This is a genomic window from Rhizobium sp. P44RR-XXIV (assembly GCF_001999485.2).
Classification (GTDB): Bacteria; Pseudomonadota; Alphaproteobacteria; order Rhizobiales; family Rhizobiaceae; genus Rhizobium.
In genome coordinates, this window is record NZ_MPVZ02000021.1 from 98744 (window position 1) to 118703 (window position 19960).

The window sequence follows — 19960 nt, forward strand, 5'->3', positions numbered from 1 at the left end:
GACTTTCCGAGATCGATCGCGAGCAATTCGAATGTCATGACTTCCTCCTTTGGTTGGCCTTTCATTCTGAAGGTTCGGAGGGAGGCGTCCATCCCATAACATGAAGACGGCGGTGGAGGCTGTCTTTATCGGCAAGGAACGGCTCTACAATCGCCGTTTCCTGCAGATGTGCAGCCATTATCTCGTCCACCCCGTAGCCTGCACGCCAGCATCCAGCTGGGAGAAGGGACAGGTCGAGAACCAGGTCGGCCTTGTGCGCGAGCAGTTTTTTACGCCGCGTCTCAGAGTCAAAAGCCTGGAGGAACTGAATGTCTGGCTGCTCGATAAATGCGTTGCCTATGCCAAGGCTCATAGCCAACCCGAACAGACGGCGCAGACAGTTTGGCAGATGTTCGAAGCCGAACGCAGCAGCCTCGTGCGCTACGTTGGCCCATTCGATGGCTTCCACAGCGTTCCGGCCTCGGTGTCGAAGACCTGCACCGTCCGCTTCGACAACAGCAAATACTCGGTCCTGTCGACTGCCGTTGGTCGCCCCGTCGAGCTTCATGCCTATGCGAACCGGATCGTCATCAAGCAGGATGGGGTGACGGTCGCGGAACATCAGCGCAGCTTTGGCCGCGGCGATACCGTCTATGATCCCTGGCATTACATCCTTGTCCTCGCTCGCAAACCCGGTGCCTTGCGCAACGGTGCTCCTTTCCGGGAATGGGTTTTGCCAGCCGCGATGGAGAAGGTTCGCAAGCGGTTGAAGAGCGTCGATGACGGTGACCGACAGATGGTCACCATACTCGGATGCGTGCCCGCCGATGGTCTTGCTGCGGTCGAGGCAGCTTGCCAGGAGGCGCTTGAGCACGGTGTCAGGAGGCCCCCGGCATGACCTCAGACCAAGCCAAGTAACATGGGTTTCAAGAACTGGCTCCGCATGCGCTGTAATGGGACTATCACTTCTGGTTTAGAAACTCCTTAGCTGCGGCGTGTAGGTCAGGGTGTGCCCATTGGTCGCACGTGCCTGCGGAACAAGTGAACCATACGTCTAGCGCCTCGCTATCATGTGGGTGGTCTATCTGAGCATGTCTATTGTACTGACAGACCACGAGATTGTTATAAAACCGATCGGTCCGGAAAAAAGTGAGGGAGACCTGGGTGGGATCTATTAAACAACCCGTTTCCTCCAGTACCTCGCGCGCGCCAGCCTCCTGCCAGGTCTCCCCGCGCATTTGATATCCGCCTGGAAGACCCAGGAGACCGTACCCCGGATCCCGAGCACGGCGGATCACAAGCAGCTGCCGTTGTTCGTTGTAAACGAGGACGAAGACCGTCGTTAGGGCGTTATCGTAAGTTTTCATGTTCGCTTTCATGGGATTGCTAGTCAGTCGGACACTCCGGCGGCAACCTTTGTACCATTTGCGAGCGCGTGGTCACATTTCTTGGCTGAAGCACTTCGACGCTGAACGGAATACAAGCAAATCCGCACCGCCCCCCCCAGATACCCAGAGAGTAAATGTCGCCCCGAGGGTAAAACCGATTCGCTCGCGCCTGCGTATACCGGGTATCAGCAACTACGGACAATGTTGCTCAACTGTTAATCGGTAGAGGGATGCGATAATCATGTTCGACCATCTCGACGCGTCGATTTTTGCCAGGGCGCAGTTCGCTTTCACGGTTTCATTTCACATTATCTTCCCAGCCTTCTCTATTGGGCTTGCTAGTTATCTCGCTGTTTTAGAGGGTCTTTGGCTTTGGAAGAAAGAGCAAGTCTATCTGGAACTTTTCAATTTCTGGAAAACAATATTTGCGGTCGCGTTTGGTATGGGCGTCGTCTCCGGCATCGTTATGTCTTACCAGTTCGGAACCAATTGGAGCGTATTTTCCGACAAGGCCGGCCCCGTGATCGGCCCACTCATGGGCTATGAGGTGTTGACCGCGTTTTTTCTCGAGGCGGGCTTCCTGGGTGTCATGTTGTTTGGGCTAGATCGGGTCGGCCCGAAGCTCCACTTCGTTGCAACCTGCATGGTCGCCGTCGGGACCCTCATATCTGCGACCTGGATATTGGCCGTTAACTCATGGATGCAGACACCTGCAGGCTTTGGTTTAAACGATGTTGGGCAATTCATTCCGCTTGACTGGTGGGCCATTATTTTCAACCCATCGTTTCCCTACCGTTTCGTACATATGGTCTTGGCCGCGTATCTTACCACCGCGTTTGTCGTCGGTGCCGTCGGCGCTTGGCATCTTTTGAAAAACACGGCGCCCCGACGTTCCCGAACGATGTTCTCGATGGCCATGTGGATGGCGACAATCGTGGCTCCAATCCAGATCGTTGCAGGAGATGCACACGGGCTTAACACGCTCGAGCACCAGCCTGCCAAGGTGATGGCGATGGAGGGCCACTACGATAGCCATCCAGGCGGTGCGCCTCTGATCCTGTTTGGCATCCCAAATCCATCGGAAAAGCGTATCGATTACAAAGTCGAAATTCCAAAGATGTCGAGCCTCATCCTCAAGCATGATCTCAACGCCCCGTTAGCCGGCCTCGACACGATACCCGAAGAACGCCAGCCCCCAGTCGCCGTTCTATTCTGGTCGTTTCGTGTGATGGTCGCGATCGGATTTGCCATGCTCGGCATGGGCGCTTGGAGTTTATGGTGCCGTTGGCGCGATACGATGGGGACCAACCAATGGCTCCATCGGGCAGCTGTTGGAATGGGCCCCGCAGGCTTCGTCGCCGTGCTGTCAGGCTGGCTCACAACAGAGGTTGGACGTCAGCCATTCACGGTCTACGGTCATTTGTTGACGGCAGATTCAATGTCTCCCATTCAGGCCCCTGCTGTTGCGGCATCGCTTCTCGCATTCGTCGTGGTCTATTTCGTGGTCTTTGGCGCCGGTACGTTCTACATTCTGCGTCTGATGAAGCGTCTGCCGCGCGACCCAACGCCGGTGCTTGAAGAGGGACCACTTCGGACAACCGGTATCACGCCTGGTCCGATGGCTGGAACCCATGGGAGTGCGCATCATGGAAATTGATCTGCCGATCGTTTGGGCGGGCATTATCGCCTTCGCGGTTATCGCTTATGTACTCTTGGACGGCTTTGATCTCGGCGTCGGCATACTATTTCCGCTTTTTACAGAAAAGAGAGATAGGGATGTCATGATGAATTCCGTGGCGCCTGTTTGGGATGGCAACGAAACATGGCTGGTGCTTGGGGGAGGCGGTCTGTTGGCTGTTTTTCCTTTGGCCTACGCGACGATCCTGCCCGCTTTGTATGCGCCGATCATCGCCATGCTGCTCGGTCTTGTCTTCCGAGGTGTTGCCTTCGAATACAGATGGCGAACCCAGCGCGGCGAGTTTCTCTGGGACTGGGCTTTCGCCGGTGGTTCTATTCTCGCCGGCTTCTCGCAAGGTGTGGCTCTCGGGGCGCTGGTGCAAGGTGTTCCGGTTGCAAACCGCTCATATGCTGGCGCATGGTGGGACTGGCTAACACCGTTTTCGGTCACAACCGGCATTGCGCTTGTCACTGGATATGGCCTGCTCGGAGCTACCTGGCTTGTCATGAAGACACGCGGTACCCTGAACGAAAAATCGCGAATTATTGCGACACGTGCGTGCATCGGCCTCATCGTCGCTATGGGTCTTATAAGTATCTGGACACCATTCTTAAACGCCGTTTATTTCGACCGCTGGTTCAGTTCTCCGACAGTAATTTTTAGCGTTATAGTGCCGCTTTTGGTCGCCTCGTGTTTTGCGGTACTGCTCCACGGGATAAGAAAAAAGCGTGATGCGCAGCCTTTCATTGCTGCGCTGGGGTTGTTTGTTCTCGGCTATATAGGCATCGCGATCAGCTTTTATCCGTTTATTGTACCGGGCTCGGTCACGATATGGGACGCTGCGGCACCAGATAGCAGCCTCGCATTTCTACTTGTAGGAGCGGTCGTGTTGGTACCGATGATCCTGTTTTATACAGGATATGCCTACTGGGTTTTCCGTGGAAAGGTGGATCCTGAAGAGGGGTATCATTGATGAAGGAGACGAGTCTGCCGCGAAAATTGCTTTGGTTCGTTACTCTTTGGGGAGCTGGCGTATTCACGGTCAGTCTAGTTGCCATTTTTATCAAAGCGTGGCTGACTTTGTAGACTGGAAAGTAAGCTATTTTCGCCCGGATCGATATACAATTTCTCAGGGCAACTTTGTACTGCTGGGAACGGGATAAAGATGTTTCGAGATCTAAACGAATATAGGCCTCGTCGCCCTGAACCGCCGGACAGGAAGCCGCAGCAGCTCACGCGAAAGCAGGAAAACGTTATTTTCACAGTGATATTCTTCAACGTCGTTATGGCACTCTTTGGACCTTTTTGCGGCTCATCCGTAATCGAAGCCGTGATCTCAGTTTTCGGACGTTTTTAGTTCGGTCGCTGCTCAACCCACATCTGAGCGGCATTCGCCGATATTCGCAAGGCTTGTTTTCTAAGCTGGCGAACACCGGATAGTTAAACCGAGTCACGCGTCGTCAAGCGGGCCGGACTTTACTGCGACGGTGTTCCGACGACCGTCACCGGAACGCCCTTGTAGGAAGGCGTGCCCGACTGGTGGTCGAAGTGGCGGAGCGACATCACGGCGTTCATCTCCGGATAGTAGCCGGCGATCGATCCCTGCGGGATGTCGTAGGCCACGGCCGTAAAGCCGCTGACGACATGATCCTCGGGATCATCAGAAATCAGCCCGCGGATATCGATACGGTCGCCATCCTTCAGGCCGCGGCGTGCGAGGTCGCCGGCATTCATTAAGATCACGTCGCGCCGACCGAAGACACCGCGGTAGCGATCGTCGAGGCCATAGACCGTCGTGTTGTACTGATCGTGGCTGCGGATCGTCGTGAGCACGAGTGCCTGCTTGCCCTCCAATGCCGGGTCTTCCGCGAGGCCGGGCGCCAGCAGGAAATTCGCCTTGCCGCTTTCGGTGTTCCAGCGGCGAAAAGAGGCGGCGACATCGAGGCGGAAGCCACCGAGCTTGCGCACCCGCGTGTTGAAATCGGCAAAGTCGGGAAAAACGACCTCGATCTTGTCGCGGATGCGGTCGTAATCGCCGATCAGGCCGTCCCAGTCGATGCTGTGACGACCACCGAGTGTCGCCTTGGCGATCCCGGCGATGATCGCGGGCTCGGAGCGGAGCAGCTCACCGGGCGGATTGAGGAAGCCGCGCGATGCATGCACCATCGACATCGAATCCTCGACAGTCACCGCCTGCGGCCCGGAGGCCTGTGTGTCGAGGTCGGTGCGGCCGAAACAGGGGAGAATGATCGAGGTCTTTGCCTTGAGAAGCTGCGAACGGTTCAGCTTGGTGGCGATATGGACCGCGAGATCAAGCTTGCGCATGCCTTCGAACGTGGCGTGGTGATCCGACATGGCGACCGCCAGGTTGCCGCCGAGGCAGATCAGCGCCTTCGACTGGCCGGCGATGATCGCTTCGATCGCTTCGATGGCGTTATGGCCCTTGTCTGATTTCGGCCGGAAGCCAAAGGCGCGCTCCATGCCGTCGATCAGCGCCTTGTTGGGAATTTCGGTGATGCCGACCGTGCGGTCGCCCTGGACGTTGGAATGGCCGCGGATCGGCGCGATGCCGGCGCCCTGGCGGCCCAGATTGCCGCGCAGCATCAGCAGGTTGGCAATCTGCTGAACGTTCTGCGTTCCGCGGGCGTGCTGGGTGATGCCCATGCCATAGCATATGATGACATTCTTCGCTTTGACGTAGACGGCGGCGGCTCTCTCGATCGCCTCTCTCGAGAGACCGCTTGCCGCGGTGATCTCATCCCAGCTGGTTGAAGCGATGTCGGCGCGCAGTGCATCGAAGCCTGCGGTATGCTCGCTGATGAAGGCCCTGTCGAGCACCCCGGAACCGCCGGCATCGATATCCCGCTGATCCGTCTCAAATATCGCCTTCATCATGCCCTTGAGCGCACCAAGGTCACCGCCAACGCGGAGCTGGTGATAGGCCGAGGCGATCGGTGTCGAGGACATCGTCACCATCTCGATCGGGTCCTGCGGGGCAGCGAAGCGCTCGAGCGCCCGCTCCTTCAGTGGATTGAAGACGACGATCGGCACGCCACGGCGCGAGGCCTCGTGCAGGGTCGTCATCATGCGTGGATGATTGGTGCCGGGGTTGTGCCCGAAGGAAAAGATCGCATCCGCATGGTGGAAATCTTGAAGCGTCACCGTTCCCTTGCCGACGCCGATCGATTTAGGCAAGCCGACGCTGGTTGCCTCGTGGCACATGTTGGAACAGTCGGGGAAATTGTTGGTCCCGTAGCCGCGGACGAAGAGCTGGTAAAGGAAGGCAGCCTCGTTTGACGCCCGCCCGGAGGTGTAGAATTCGGCTTCGTCCGGGTCGGCAAGCTTGTTGAGTTCGGCGGCGATCTGTGTAAACGCGTCGTCCCAGGCTATAGGCTCGAAATGGTCACTGGCAGGATTATATCTGAGCGGCGATGTCAGCCGCCCGGCATCCTCGAGCTGGTGGTCCGTCCAGCTCCAGAGTTCGGCGACGCTGTGCTGTTCGAAGAAGGCGGTGTCCGTCCGCTTCGCCGTGGATTCCCAGGTGATCGCCTTGGCGCCGTTCTCGCAGAATTCGAAGGACGATGTGTGTTTCGGGTCGGGCCAGGCGCAGCCGGGACAGTCGAAGCCCTCGGGCTGGTTGGCCTTGAGCAGCGTCCGGCTGCCCTGGGCAACGATCTGCTGATGCGCCAGCGTCTTGGCCACTGCCTTCAACGCATCCCAGCCACCAGCGGGGTGATCGTAGCGCTCGATCCCTTCTGGACGCTGATCTTTCATGGATATGCTCCCGGTTCGTGTTAAAACTCAAGTGCGACCTGCCAGACTATGGCTACGATACGGCAGCCACGCGCTTTTGGGTACCATGCAAGTTCTTTTGACATCCAACAATCATCGTGATGGTCCCCTAATTGTTCAGGTTCAAAAGGCTGGACACGGTGAAAATGTCTTTGTCACCACGGCCGCAGAGATTGACGATGATGATCTTTTCCGGCGTCATGAGTGGCGCTCTCTTCATAACCTCGGCGATTGCATGAGACGGCTCCAGCGCCGGAATGATGCCTTCTACGACTGAGAGAAACTGGAATGCCTCCAGCGCTTCGAGATCGGTTGCGGATGCGTAACTGACACGTCCGCTTTCCTTGAGCCAGGAATGCTCAGGCCCAACGCCCGGATAATCAAGGCCGGCGGAAATTGAGTGTCCCTCGTTTATTTGCCCGTCTTCATCTTGCAAAAGATACGTTCGGTTTCCGTGCAGAACGCCAGGCTGACCCTTCGTCAGCGATGCGCAATGTTCGAATGTATCAAGCCCTTTGCCGGCAGGCTCAACGCCTAACATGGAGACGCCAGGATCGGCGAGGAACGGGTGGAACAAGCCGATCGCATTTGAACCGCCGCCGACAGCCGCGACCAAGAGATCTGGCAGGCGCCCCTCTCGCTCCAAAATCTGCGCACGCGCCTCTCTGCCGATCACGGATTGCAAGGTTCTCACCATTTCCGGATAGGGATGAGGCCCCGCTGCGGTTCCGATCAGATAGTAGGTGTCGTCGACGTTCGAGACCCAATCGCGCAACGCCTCGTTCATCGCATCCTTGAGGGTGCAGTTGCCCGAGGTCACGGATCGTACCTCGGCGCCCAGTAGCCTCATTCTGAAGACGTTGGGCGCCTGTCGCTCGATGTCTGTCGCGCCCATGTATATAACGCATTGGAGACCGAAGCGGGCAGCCATCGTGGCGGTGGCGACACCGTGCTGGCCCGCGCCTGTCTCGGCGATGATGCGGCGCTTGCCCATCCGCAGGGCAATCAGAATCTGGCCGAGACAGTTGTTGATCTTATGCGAACCCGTGTGATTAAGCTCGTCCCGCTTCATGTAAACACGCGCGCCGCCAAGGCGCTCACTCAAGCGTTCAGCGAAATAAAGCGGACTGGGTCGGCCGACATAAGTTCGCGACATTTCGTCAAGCTGATCCCAGAAAGATTGGTCGGTCTTCGCTGCCTGCCAATTCTCGGTCACTGCGATCAGCAGTGGCATGAGCGTCTCCGCCACGAAGCGCCCACCAAACTTTCCGAAAAAACCGTTTTCGTCAGGCAAGGCGTTGGCGTTTACTGACATCGGATACATACTCTCACTCCTGGAATATCGTTCAATATGGAGTTGCCGGAATTCGGATCTCGCAAAAGGTAGGCTTGCAGCTCAACAATAACGCCCAAGCATTTGCTTCAGCGACAGTTTAGCACGCATATTGACCATCAGAAGCGAAGTACCACTGATCTTCCGCTGGATGAACAGTTTGTCCGGCGACGGCAGTTGCCAGCTGGAGCGATCTGATAGCAGCGAGGTGGCCCTATCCCGGATCAATCCCACGAACTTTCGATCGGCAAAATCAAAAATGCCATCGCCGCTCTTTTGCAGCTGAGCGACAACGATCTCGATAATCTCGTTAACTTCATGCGGGTGCTGGGTGGCTTGTGACGCGGAAACAAACCCCATAGTCATCAATGCATCACGAATGGAAGTCACGTCTTCGGTAAGCGTAGCGCGCAGCAGCCTCCGATAGTCAGCGGCACTTTCGGCTTCGATGACACGGGTCGCACCGAAGTCGAGTAGCGCAATACGTCCGGTCTCTTTTTGCCAACGATAGTTTGCGAAGTTCGGATCCGTCTGCATCAGGCCAAACTCCAACAGTTCTCGCAGCACGAGATCGAGTAGCGCGCCCATCGCCTCGTTTCGTATCGTCTGCGGAGCCGCAATCAGCGTCTCAATCGGCGCGGCCTCGAGGAAATCCATAGGAAGTACGGTCGGGTGCAGCAATCCATCCGCAGGTTTTGGTACGATGAAACGGCCGTCGCCTCTAAGCAGATCTTGATAGCGAACCATCATGTTCGCCTCACGCAGATAGTCGGCCTCGTCATGCAACTGACGCTTTGCCTCGGCGAGATACGGCGCGATATCGAGGGCGGACGGAAGCAGGCCTGACATCCTCAAAAGGGTAGCGACATTGTCAATGTCGGCATCGATGCTTTTGGCAACACCGGGGTACTGAACTTTGACGGCCAATTCCCGCCCCGAGGCGAGTTGTGCACGATGAACCTGGCCTATCGAGGCGGCTGCAATCGGCGTCATGTCGAAGCGGTTGAAACGGCGCCTCCACCCGGGACCCCAAGCCGACTCCAAGGTCTTTTCAAGTTGATGCTGTGGCATGAAATGCGCTCGATCGCGCAATTCGGCGAGTATCGCGGAGAGTTCGCTGGGTAGGATATCGCCGGCATCAAGCGATATCATCTGCCCCAGCTTCATCGCAGCACCTCGAAGCCGCGACAATTGCTCTGTAACCCGTCGTGCATTTCCGGGGGTCAGGATGAGATCGGAAAGATGCGGCCGCTCGCCGCGTGCCAGTCTTCCAAGACCCTCTCCCACGAAACCCGCCGCAACGCCGCCGGCCAGTTTTCCAAGAGCCGCAAGTCTGGTTAGGCGACTTTCGGGAACAGCGCGAAACCGATCCGTCATCGAAATATCCTTTGCAAATGTGGTCTGATCCGCAGGAAGCCGCGATACCCAGCTTCGAATATCGGAAAGGCAGGCGGCCAACCTGCCAGAAGCCCGATTGGGCGCAGCAGTGGTATAGCCCGCCACATAGCGGCGAACGCGGCGGCACCTGACAAAAGACGTCCGTCTTCCTCGGCATGAAATCGCGACAAAATTTCCGCTCGGTCTATCGGGCAAGATGTTGAAGCGTCGCATGCATCGACAAACAATATCGCCTTCCGCCGATGATCGAGCCACCGCATGAGTGCGATCTCGCGCCGGCAAAGCGGGCAGTTGCTGTCAAACCAGACAACGAGTTGCCTTGTCATCGCATGGTACCCGTTGCATTGATCAGACATGGAATTTTCTGTCTAAGGGCATAGAAGCCCTTATTGCAAAAAGGCCATGCCTCCTGATCCCAGCTTCGCAAGTGTTCTGCCAATTGCATTCCGTAGCCGGGAGCCTTTTGCCCCAACATATCGAGCCTTTGAGCTGTTGGACCAACAGACGCGAAGCCTGTGACGATCTGACTACAGCCCAGTGCTTTAGCAGCTCTGAGGCCTTCCTCCTCCGGCGATACGAGGACTGCAGCCCGCGGCCATGTGTTGGTTGCTCGTTTCAGCGCGTCATTCAACGCTAGACGATCTGTTTCGTACTCGGCCGACAGAACCGAAATCGCTTTGATGTCCATCTCACCCAACGCAGGCAGTCCTTCAAGCGAGAGGTCCTCAATTGTGATCAAAATCATCGCCGGCTGGGATGGATCCGGATCCCGAAAATCTCGAAGCGGAGAGGGGGGTGGTACGACGATGCCGTCAGTCGGGATGACCGCCCTCCGGGCAAGACCCGTGGGAGAGAACCGGCCGTTGGTCATGGCGCGTATGCGGTCAGCATCGGCAAGATAGGCTTTGCCTTTCGTGTGCAGTCCCGCGACCCAGCGCCAAGACAAGGTATTTGATGCCGGGTCGGAGTCAACGAGATGGCTGGACATGAAGGCGGCGCCCAGTTCCCAGCGCAAACCAAGTGTAAATGTCCAGATCGAGGCGAACTGCATCCTGGCCCAATTATGGAGATAACCGGTGTCTTTCAACTCCGCGACCCAGGCGTCGAAGCAGTCAATTTCGCTGAGACCAGCGCAGGCGTTTTCGTACATCTGGGACAAATCATGATCGACCTCAAGCTGCTCACGGGCTTTGTCCAACTCATCCAGATAGCCGGTCCACACCGCAGGTCGCTGCTCGAGCCAACCCTTCCAATATGTCCGCCAGAAAATCTCACTGATGAATTTTTCAGCTTGGACAATCCCGTGCCGCGCGACGACCGCCGCGACCACCTCGGCTTCACAGACGACCCGACGCCGAAGTGCTGCCGACAGCCGCGAAACATGCACATGCTGACCGTTGCCCCGATCGAAGTTTCGCAAACGGGCGTATTGCGAGCCCGCTGCGGGCAGGAATTCCTCCAGCCGTTGCAGCGCGTAATCGCGGGTTACGGGAAACTCTGTTTGTTTAGGAGGCGTTTCTTTCACGAGCATGGTTGTCTCAGATTTCGAATCAAAACTGTTACGCTGCCGGGCGGGGCACGGTTCAAATCTCAGGTGATTTGCCGCGAACACTCGCTTACCCCGGTACAGGAAGACAAACTGATCAAATTTTGGCTGCTTTCGAACGCCGGCAGCGATCCGAACAGAACTTTACATCGCCCCAGTTTTTTGCCCACTTTCGTCGCCAAGCGAAAGGCAACCCGCAGGCGAGACAGATTTTCATCGGCAGATCGGATTTCTTGACCATCTTCGGCACGTCGAAGCGCTCCTTGGTGGGTTTCTCGGAGGGATCAAACGCGCTGTCGATCACCGAGCTTTTCCAAAAACGCTGCTGCGCTTCGGCGGTAATCGTGCTTTTTGTCGTCATCCATCCGCCGCCAGGTGGAAAAGACCTGCGCGAGACGATGGTTCTTTGACAGCGCCGCTGCGTTACGATCCATGAAGTCCCAATAAAGCGCGTTGAAAGGACAGGCGTCATCGCCGGTTTTTTGGGAGACCTTGTATCGGCAGCCGTCGCAGTAATCAGACATCCGGGAAATGTATGCACCACTGGCCGCATATGGCTTGGATGCCATGAAGCCACCATCGGCGTACTGGCTCATGCCGATGACGTTGGGTAACTCGACCCATTCGAAGGCGTCCGCATAAACGGAGAGATACCATTCATGCACCTCATAGGGGTTGAGCCCCGCGAGCATCGAAAAGTTTCCGACCACCATCAGGCGCTGGATATGATGGGCGTAAGCATTGGTAATAGTCTTTTTGATCACATCCGAAACACAGGCCATGTCGGTGTCGCCGGTCCAGAAGAAGTCTGGGAGCGGTCGCTCAGCCCCGAAAACGTTGCTCTTTTCGTAACCGGGCATCTTCGACCAGTAGATACCGCGGATAAACTCGCGCCAGCCGATGATCTGCCGAATAAAACCTTCCACGGCGTTGAGTGGGGCGTCGCCCTCGATATAGGCTTGCTCCGCCTGACGGCAAAGTGTCAGAGGATCGAGCAGACCGATATTGATGTAGAACGATAAGAGCGCGTGATTGAGAAAGGGATCGCCGCTCAACATCGCATCCTGTGTTTCACCAAAATTCGGCAAAAAATCTTTAACGAACGCCTGCGCCGCCTCTTCGGCATCGGCGCGCGTTACTGCAAATGAAAAATTTGCGGTCGAGCCCATGTTTTTCGGAAAAGTTCTCGCAACGAGCTCAAGCACCTCTGTGGTCGTATTATCTGGGGCGAAGGCTGGATGCCGAAGCCGAAGAAGCTCGGGTCTCGCGGGCTTGCGGTTTTCGGCGTCGAAATTCCATCGTCCGCCCTCTGGGTCGTTCCCGTTCATAAGAAGTCCGGTCCGGCGGCGCATGTCCCTGTAGAAATATTCCATGGTCAGGGACCGCCGGTCACGTGCCCAATCCTGGAAATCGGCCTTCGAACAGAGGAAGCGGCCATCTGCTCGCATTTCGACCGGAACACCGAGCAATCCCTGCCATTTTCCCATCGCCTCGAGAACCCGCCACTCGGCGGCCTCGGTGGCTATGATCCGTTCAGGCAGCATAATCTTAGCAGCTCGCATGACCTCGCCGGTGAATGAACCGGAATTCTCAGGGTCGTCGAGCTTGGTGTAGCGGACATCGAAACCTCGATCGCGGAGTTCTGCCGCGAAGTGGCGCATCGCGGAGAAGATCAGCGCGATCTTCAGTTTATGATGATGAACGTATGACGCTTCTTCCAAGACTTCGCACATCACGATGACGTCGTGGTTCGGGTCAGCGCCATCGAGACTAGACAGTGAGAGCGATAGCTGGTCGCCGAGCACGAAGATCAGGTTGCGAACACGTTTCAACGAAGCCTCCTGCAAAGTCCCATCAGATCCTGGTCATCACCAAAGCAACTGTGAAGCGCGCTACCAAACGATTGAGCTTCCGTCATAGGCGAAGAACCCGCCAGTATTCGCCGGCTGGAGCCCGTCGAGCACTTGCAGGACTGATCGCGCGGCGTCGTCCGGCTTCGACCTTTCGTGGTTTGAGGAAAATGGATCCGACAGGGAGGTGGCAACACTACCTGGATGTATGGCGACGACCACCGATGCGGGATTTGCCCTGGACACTTCGATCGCGGCCGTATGGACGATCTGGTTAAGCGCAGCCTTGGAGGATCGATACGAGATCCAGCCGCCGAGCTGATTGTCGCCGATCGATCCAACGCGCGCCGAAAGGAAAGCGAAGATCACCCGCTTCTTTCTGTCGAGCAATGGAACGAAATACTTTAGTAGCAATGCCGGTCCAATGGCATTGACGGCGAACTGGTTCATCATCGCGTTTTGTGAGATTTGGCGGATCGACTTCTCCGGCCCGACACCGTCTATGGTGAGAGCACCCGTCGCGCAGACAATGAAGTCGAACGACATTGCTTGAAAGCAATCGGCTGCACGACGGACGGATTCCTCGTCAGTGATGTCAAGCTGATCATCACGGCGCGAAAGCTGAACCGTGTTTGAACAATTGGGATCGGCTTCCAAGCAATCGGCGATCGCATGGCCGATGCCGCCACTGGCCCCGATCACCAGGGCCGAGTATCCGGGGTCTAACGATGTCAGCAGCTTACCCGCCATTTAACGTACTCCCTGCAGATCGGATGGATCCAGCTCGGACAATCAGCCGCGAGCCAGCATCATGAAGCGCGACTGATCCTGTGCAGAGCCTTCAAATTGGCCCATGAATGTCGTCGTTATCGTTTTGGCACCCTGCTTTTGAATGCCGCGCATCGCCATGCACATATGCTCTGCTTCAATCATGACGGCCACGCCTTTTGGTCGCAGGCTCTCGTCGAGAGCTTTCGCGATCTGCGACGTCATTGTTTCCTGCGTCTGCAACCGTCGAGCAAAAAGGTCGACCAGCCTCGCCATTTTGGAAAGTCCCAGCACGCCGTCTTCCGGGAAATAGGCGATGTGGGCAACACCATGGAACGGCACCATATGATGCTCACAATGCGAGTGAAATGCGATATCCTTGACGATTACCATGTCGCTGTAACCGGCGACATCTGAGAACGTTCTTGCCAGGACGTCTTCGGGCGCTGCGTCATAGCCGGCGAAAAGTTCCCGATACGCTTTGGCGACGCGCTTCGGGGTGTCGAGGAGGCCCTCTCGGGTCGGATCGTCCCCAGCCCAGCGGATCAACGTCCGCACGGCGGCCTCCGCTTCTTCCTGGGTAGGTGTGTCCGCGGCCGCTAGAAACTCGGTATCGTTGACGATTGCGTCCATCAGAAATGTCCTTTGTTTCCACAACAGCGTTGCTACGACGCTACCCATCGGTCGGATCAAATTTCCGGGCAGATTAGGTTCCAATTTTGATCTGTTTCGCCATGACGTCGTAAGCACGATGTTAGCGTGGAGCAGAGATATGGCGCGAAGGATCGTGATCGTTGGAAACGGCTCATTTTCGCGAGGGCAAGCGCGGGCAATCGATAACAGTGATCTTGTCGTTCGCTTCAATGGCTGCCGCTCGGTCGGCGAGGGCGGCCTTCGAACCGATATCGTCTCGGTCTGCAACACAGGTCGTCCCGCTGCAGCGATGATCGGTGAAGCCACATGGCGCAACAGCCCAGCCGTAATGAGTGCTGCCGAGATCTGGTGCGTTCGCGAGGCATCGAAGTTTGCCGAAATCAAACCGGCGCTCGCGATACAGTATCCCGAGCTCGGCGACTTCTGTGACGATTATACGGAAAGCTTTGCAAGCTTTGCCACCAACACCGGCAAAAGCTTTGCGGTGATTCCTCGCCGATATCATGATCTCTTGGATTTGGAGCTGCGAGGGCTCATGCCGGGCGCCTACGTTGTGCCGAGCTCTGGGTTAATCACGATCGCCTATGTGATTGGAGAGGTTGCAGCGCCTGGCGATCAGGTTTTACTCGCTGGGTTCTCGCATCAGGGATGGGATGGGCATCCGTTCGACGCCGAGCGCGGCTTCGTCGATCGGCTGATCGCGCAAGAGCAATTGCGGAGGCTGTGAAGCCGGACGTTTGCGGAGCAACGGTCAGCAGATACAATGACTAGGGGCAGCAGCAGAAATGGGAGGAGTGAATCGAATGGCGGAACGGCCGCGAGTTGGGGTTATAGGGGCGGGTATCGCGGGACTGACTGTTGCCAGGTCACTGCAGACAATCGCAGACGTGATCGTTTTCGAAAAAGGCAGAGGCTTCGGCGGTCGGATGGCGACACGCAGAATTGACGGGGTCTCGTTCGATCACGGGGCACAATATTTCACGGTACGAGATCAGGATTTTCGTAAGGAGATGGATCAGGCTTGCGGCGTGGGTTTGGTCAAGCCGTGGACGGGCGATGTGGTATCGTTGAGCGTAGGTGGTCCGGCGCGACACGTGGTTCCAAGCATGACGAGGTATGTTGCCGTTCCTTCTATGACCGCGTTGCCGAAAGCGATGGCCGAGGGCCTCGACATCCGTCTTGCCAGCCGGGTGGCAGAGATCGGCGGAGAGCCCGGTCGGTGGCTTATACACTCCGGCGAACTTGTGGAGGGGCCGTTCGACTGGATCGTTGCGACTGCGCCAGCGCCACAAAGTGCGGTGCTCTTGCCCGCCAGCTTTTCCCACCATGAAACCTTACGCGAGGTTGGCATGCACGCATGTTTCACGCTGATGATTAAGCGAAATTCTCGCGTTCGAGAGCCCTTCGCCGCCGCTCATGTGTCGGATCCAGTTATCGGATGGATAGCCTATAACGACTCAAAACCGGCCCGTACAAAGCCCGCTTCTCTTGTTGTTAATTCCAATGGCGTCTGGGCCGATGCCAACGTCGACGTGCCTTTTGATGCGGTTCGCAAACAAATGATTGAGGCTTCTAAGCGCCACATCCCGATTGAAGCATCGGAAGCTGAAAGTGCGGTTCTTCATAGGTGGCGTTACGCGGACGTTCACAATCCCGCTCGCCAGTCGTTCCTGTTGGACCGGGATACCCAGCTCGCGGCCTGCGGCGATTGGTGCATCGCCGGGCGCGTCGAGGCGGCGTACGTTAGCGGGTTGGCGCTGGCGGATGCCCTTAACGGCATAGTGGGTCAGTAGGATGGGCAAAAGGCACCGTCGCTTGGCGATCGTCTTGACGTATTTGGGAACGATGCCGTTTTGGCTGCTGATACTCGTTTCAATTTTCGCGCCGCAGTTCGAAGCGCAGAGTGCATTCATCGCTTATGGAGCAATTATCGCCTCGTTCATGGCGGGAACGCTTTGGCGTAGCGCACTCAACGTTCGGGGGAAAATCTTTATTTCCCTGTCCAGCAACGTTTTGGCATTGGTCGCATTTGCGACGCTTCTCACCGGTTCCATCACACTCGGCCTTATAGCTCAGATGATTTTGTTTGGTGTTCTCCTCGTCGTTGACGCCCAGACGATCGCCGCAAACAGTGACCTGCGGTGGTACCTGAAGGTTCGCGAAAGGGTGACGTTAGCTGTTGTTATCGCTTACTGCTTGATGACGCTTGTTTCGGTCCTATAAGCGGAGCGAAACTCGATTGAGGCTGGATGGGTTGCCCGAGGCAGTCAGACTCCGCATTGTTATATTCGAAGACACGCAACATCGCGCCGTTAGCGGGGCATATTTAGCACCAGCTTTGAAGATCTGTCTTGCAGCTCATCAGATGAGCCAAAGAAAGGCTGCATTGATAGAGATGCAAGCTGTGGACGGATCATATCACAAGTTGTTGCGCTCTCTGGACCTTCCCAAACTCACAGGTTTGTTAGTCAGAAACTATCGCTGCGCGGGGAACTCTAGCTGACGCACGTCGTAACCCAACTCGCTCGCCTTTTGGACCATGCGTTGAAGTTTGCTCTTCGAAGGTACGGATCGCGCGTAGATCCAGAGGTCGGTCATCGAGGGGTTGGCGCTGATGAACCAGGATTTATCCGGGGACTTGTACAACACCCAGTAATTGAATGTGATGAACCAGGGATAACGGACGCGCATTTTGGCGTTGGTCGTTTCAAAATCAGTGACGGTGCCGATACCTTTGACGGTCTTCAAGCGGCCTTTTGGCGTATCAACCCTGCAACCATCCTCGACGAGGATCTCGCTACGCGACGGTCCCTGACGATATGTCGAATAGCCAGCAACACAGCCGTCGGTCAGATACATCGGTCTTCGGGCGATTTCCAGCCATGTGCCGCGGTAATGGTCTGGTTCGACCTTCACGACATCGGGTTCGGCCCTTGCGAGGCACGTTGCCGACGCAACGACGGCGAGAGCGAGAAGTAGCGGCCGTATGCTATGGATATGATTTTTCATCGAGATCTCCTGGATCGTTAATTTGTAGTTGAGTTCCTGATGTCGCTTATCGGCGCCAAATCCCCGCGTATCGTAGCCCAATGAAGGTCATCAGGCTCGCGACTGCGAACGAATTGAGACTGAATAACGTAGACAAATCGCCGTCGCTCCATACGTGCAACGGCGCACCAGTGAGCGATCGCGAAGCGACAAAAACGGCGAAAACGAAGGCAGCTATGCCTCGCTGCCACCATTTCTCATCGGGATGAAATGAAATCGCCGCCAGCATGATGCAGGCCCCAAAAAACAATTCTGTGCCGGAGTTCTGGCCGAACAGCTTCGTCTCGAACCATGTATCCAGTGTTCCAATTAGAGGTAGCGCGATTCTAGCAGCTAGCGGCGAACGCGTCGCAAGAACAGGGATCACCAGCATGAGCGGGGCGGCTGCCAAGGTCCAAAGTGACGCAGACACACCATTGCCAACGAGATACCAGACATAGAGCGGATAGAAGGGTTTGTTTGCAATGATCACCCAGGCGATCGTGACCGTCGCCTGTGTCAGGGGATCTAGGCGTTGGTCGATAGCGTTCATCTGGTCGGCGCCATCAAATAGTGTCCGACACCCCAGACGTCGCCGCTATCGTGACCGAACAGCCCCGCGGTGGAAAGAAAAAACAGCCGCCAACGGCGCTGCCACAGGGCAGCGTCAGCTCCGTACACCTCGTTTAAAATCGGGCGGATTTTCTCGACATTCCGATCGAAATTGGCGAGCCAGTCGAGCGCGGTCCTGCGATAATGCATGCCAGACCAACGCCATTCCGCTTCTACCCGGAAGAGATAGCCGAACCTATGTGGCAGATCATGAGCCGGCATGATTCCGCCTGTGAAGAAATGCTGTGCAATCCAGTCTGCAGGATCGCCGCGGTCGAAGCGGTAGGATCTGTTCTTGTGAGTGAAGACGTGGAGGAAGAGCTTGCCGTCCGGCTTGGTCCAGCCGCGAATACGATGGAGTAGGGCGTTCCAGTTCGACATATGCTCGAACATCTCCACTGAAACCACGCGATCGAACCGCTCGTCGGTCTCAAACTCGTTCATATCGGCAGTGATAACGTCGAGATTGCTGATGCCATGCATGTTTGCGACGCTGAGAATATGCGAGCGCTGCGACGCCGAATTGGATACTGAGAGAATACGAGCCTTCGGAAATTTCAGTGCAAGGTGGAGCGAAAGCGAACCCCAGCCGCAACCAAGCTCAAGGATTTCCATGCCATCTTCGATTTCAGCATGTTTAACGGTCTCCGCGAGCGCGAGCGCCTCCGCTTCGGCAAGTGAGGTCGTGGCGTCGGGATAAAGACAACAGGAATACTTCCGCTGCGGACCGAGGACTTGCGCGAAAAACTCTGCCGGTACCTCGTAATGCTGACGGTTGGCTTCTACCGTATGAGTGGCGACGGGAAAGCGATCCATCTCATCCACGAAAGCCTGTTCAGCCTCATTGGTTGTCGACAAAAGCCGTCGTTTCATCCTGCTGCAAAGTAAATCTATCGCTGCGAGGGATATCCCGTCTGGTATGGGGGTGCGTTCAGCGGTGTTGATGGCAAAAGCCAGCATGTTCATGGAGCGTCTCCGCGGGGAATGGACGAGGGTTTGCGGCGCGGGCCGGGGAAGAAGGCGTTGACGCGCTGCTGTTGGGCACGAAACCTAGCGCCGCGCGTTCGCAGCATATAATCTTCAAGGGGCGGAATACCGGAGACGTGAACAAGCAGCCAATACATCATGGCCGGAGCCAACAGCGATAACCAGCTCCATATCGACCCAGATAGCGCAAAGAGGGGAAGGCAGCACCAGAACAGCCATTCGAAGAAATAATTTGGATGGCGGGAGTAGCGCCATAGACCCAGCTCGCAAACGCCTGTTCTGGCGCCGGGGGACTTCCTAAAGCGAGCCAATTGGGCATCCGAAGCCGCCTCGCCCCCCAAGGCAATAAAGCCAACCCCGATGGCAATGAAATCCAGAGTGCGAAGGAGATTTTCGCCATTGGCTGCTGCCAGATAGACGGCCAAGACAAGAACGAAAGCGGCAATCGCCTGCACTTGCAAGAACACGAAGAGCCGCCATGGCGCGCTATCGCCCCACTCCTCGATAAATTTCGCGTAGCGGGGGTCCTCTTTCGCACCTCTGGTGCGCGCGCCAATATGGCTGGCGAGCCTGAGCGACCAGAGTGCCACGAACATCAGCACCATTATGCGACGACTGGTATTACCATCGGCGAAGATTGCCGCCGCGATGCCGCCGGCCCCCACAGCCAGAGACCAAATCGTGTCAATCCAGCCGCTGAGGCCGGTCGTGCGCTGTATCACCCACGCGCCAGCCATCGCCACAGAGAGCCCAATCGCGATGATCACTAGAGGATTGATGTCCATCATATTCCCGAGAACGATTTGCTTCCGAGCGCCTCTACGCCGGTTGCGGCAACTCGGTTTGCGGACCGCAATCAAAAAATGCGAAAAAATCTGCGCGTGAGAGAACCGCTGCGAAGCACGTCCGTAAAGACTGGCAATTCTTCAATTTGTAGAGAGAGGATAT

General features: G+C 56.5%; 19 protein-coding genes and 1 pseudogene. 6 read left to right on the forward strand and 14 right to left on the reverse strand.

What is annotated here, in order from left to right; all coding sequences use genetic code 11:
- Positions 1–97: 97 nt before the first annotated feature.
- A pseudogene (locus BSK43_RS01645) lies at positions 98–859 on the forward strand (IS21 family transposase); the annotation flags it as partial.
- A gap of 82 nt (positions 860–941) precedes the next feature.
- On the opposite strand, the gene BSK43_RS01650 reads toward BSK43_RS01645, so the two are convergent.
- Positions 942–1358, reverse strand: a complete 417-nt coding sequence (locus BSK43_RS01650) for an NUDIX domain-containing protein (RefSeq protein ID WP_068396624.1) — start codon at positions 1356–1358, stop codon at positions 942–944.
- Between the two features lie 250 nt (positions 1359–1608).
- Between BSK43_RS01650 and BSK43_RS01655 the strand changes: the two genes are divergently transcribed.
- Both BSK43_RS01655 and cydB read left to right on the forward strand, forming a co-directional pair.
- The gene (locus BSK43_RS01655) at positions 1609–3024 is read left to right on the forward strand and encodes a cytochrome ubiquinol oxidase subunit I (protein WP_047636783.1); all 1416 of its coding nucleotides are present in this window, start codon (positions 1609–1611) and stop codon (positions 3022–3024) included.
- Positions 3014–4018 (forward strand): cytochrome d ubiquinol oxidase subunit II, encoded by a 1005-nt coding sequence (cydB, locus tag BSK43_RS01660; RefSeq protein ID WP_047636782.1) that lies wholly within the window; start codon positions 3014–3016, stop codon positions 4016–4018. The genes BSK43_RS01655 and cydB overlap by 11 nt, the downstream gene beginning before the upstream one ends.
- Positions 4019–4521: 503 nt before the next feature.
- Here cydB and BSK43_RS01665 read toward each other — a convergent pair.
- The 9 genes from BSK43_RS01665 to folE all read right to left on the reverse strand — a co-directional run bounded on the left by BSK43_RS01665 (position 4522) and on the right by folE (position 14365).
- A complete protein-coding gene (locus BSK43_RS01665) occupies positions 4522–6819 on the reverse strand; it encodes an FdhF/YdeP family oxidoreductase (protein ID WP_047636780.1) in 2298 nt (765 codons plus the stop codon).
- A gap of 127 nt (positions 6820–6946) precedes the next feature.
- Positions 6947–8161, reverse strand: coding sequence for a tryptophan synthase subunit beta (trpB, locus tag BSK43_RS01670; RefSeq protein ID WP_047636779.1), 1215 nt, complete (start codon positions 8159–8161; stop codon positions 6947–6949).
- 72 nt (positions 8162–8233) lie between these two features.
- A complete protein-coding gene (locus tag BSK43_RS01675; RefSeq protein WP_047636778.1) occupies positions 8234–9547 on the reverse strand; it encodes an AarF/ABC1/UbiB kinase family protein in 1314 nt (437 codons plus the stop codon).
- Positions 9544–9924 (reverse strand): DUF393 domain-containing protein, encoded by a 381-nt coding sequence (locus tag BSK43_RS01680; RefSeq protein ID WP_348641735.1) that lies wholly within the window; start codon positions 9922–9924, stop codon positions 9544–9546. The genes BSK43_RS01675 and BSK43_RS01680 overlap by 4 nt, the downstream gene beginning before the upstream one ends.
- Complete coding sequence (locus tag BSK43_RS01685) at positions 9891–11099, reverse strand: FAD-binding domain-containing protein (protein ID WP_047636777.1); 1209 nt, start codon at positions 11097–11099, stop codon at positions 9891–9893. Before BSK43_RS01685 ends, BSK43_RS01680 begins: the two co-directional genes overlap by 34 nt.
- Before the next feature lie 112 nt (positions 11100–11211).
- Positions 11212–11418, reverse strand: a complete 207-nt coding sequence (locus BSK43_RS01690; RefSeq protein ID WP_047636776.1) for a DUF2256 domain-containing protein — start codon at positions 11416–11418, stop codon at positions 11212–11214.
- Positions 11399–12946 carry a cryptochrome/photolyase family protein gene (locus BSK43_RS01695; RefSeq protein WP_047636775.1) on the reverse strand — a complete coding sequence of 516 codons (1548 nt, stop codon included), beginning with the start codon at positions 12944–12946 and terminating at the stop codon, positions 11399–11401. Before BSK43_RS01695 ends, BSK43_RS01690 begins: the two co-directional genes overlap by 20 nt.
- 60 nt (positions 12947–13006) lie before the next feature.
- Positions 13007–13714: an SDR family NAD(P)-dependent oxidoreductase gene (locus tag BSK43_RS01700; protein ID WP_120296845.1), complete on the reverse strand. Its 708-nt coding sequence runs from the start codon at positions 13712–13714 to the stop codon at positions 13007–13009.
- 42 nt (positions 13715–13756) lie between these two features.
- Positions 13757–14365, reverse strand: coding sequence for a GTP cyclohydrolase I FolE (gene folE, locus BSK43_RS01705; protein ID WP_047636791.1), 609 nt, complete (start codon positions 14363–14365; stop codon positions 13757–13759).
- Here folE and BSK43_RS01710 point away from each other — a divergent pair.
- The 3 genes from BSK43_RS01710 (at position 14349) to BSK43_RS01720 (ending at position 16609) form a co-directional block, all read left to right on the forward strand.
- Positions 14349–15113: a Urease operon accessory protein gene (locus tag BSK43_RS01710; protein ID WP_343287081.1), complete on the forward strand. Its 765-nt coding sequence runs from the start codon at positions 14349–14351 to the stop codon at positions 15111–15113. The two genes, folE and BSK43_RS01710, sit on opposite strands and share 17 nt — an antisense overlap.
- 76 nt (positions 15114–15189) lie before the next feature.
- Positions 15190–16179, forward strand: coding sequence for an FAD-dependent oxidoreductase (locus tag BSK43_RS01715; RefSeq protein WP_047636772.1), 990 nt, complete (start codon positions 15190–15192; stop codon positions 16177–16179).
- A 22-nt stretch (positions 16180–16201) separates the two neighbouring features.
- Positions 16202–16609, forward strand: coding sequence for a DUF3429 domain-containing protein (locus tag BSK43_RS01720; RefSeq protein ID WP_158008782.1), 408 nt, complete (start codon positions 16202–16204; stop codon positions 16607–16609).
- A gap of 252 nt (positions 16610–16861) precedes the next feature.
- On the opposite strand, the gene BSK43_RS01725 is transcribed toward BSK43_RS01720, so the two are convergent.
- From BSK43_RS01725 to BSK43_RS01740, 4 genes are read right to left on the reverse strand one after another with little or no spacing between them, the layout of a single operon-like run.
- Positions 16862–17395 (reverse strand): lipocalin family protein, encoded by a 534-nt coding sequence (locus BSK43_RS01725; protein ID WP_120296843.1) that lies wholly within the window; start codon positions 17393–17395, stop codon positions 16862–16864.
- 46 nt (positions 17396–17441) lie between these two features.
- Complete coding sequence (locus BSK43_RS01730) at positions 17442–17966, reverse strand: hypothetical protein (RefSeq protein WP_047636768.1); 525 nt, start codon at positions 17964–17966, stop codon at positions 17442–17444.
- Positions 17963–18991, reverse strand: coding sequence for a cyclopropane-fatty-acyl-phospholipid synthase family protein (locus BSK43_RS01735; RefSeq protein ID WP_047636767.1), 1029 nt, complete (start codon positions 18989–18991; stop codon positions 17963–17965). The genes BSK43_RS01730 and BSK43_RS01735 overlap by 4 nt, the downstream gene beginning before the upstream one ends.
- Entirely contained in the window at positions 18988–19800 is an 813-nt protein-coding gene (locus BSK43_RS01740; RefSeq protein WP_047636765.1) for a DUF1295 domain-containing protein, read from the reverse strand. The genes BSK43_RS01735 and BSK43_RS01740 overlap by 4 nt, the downstream gene beginning before the upstream one ends.
- Positions 19801–19960: the final 160 nt, after the last annotated feature.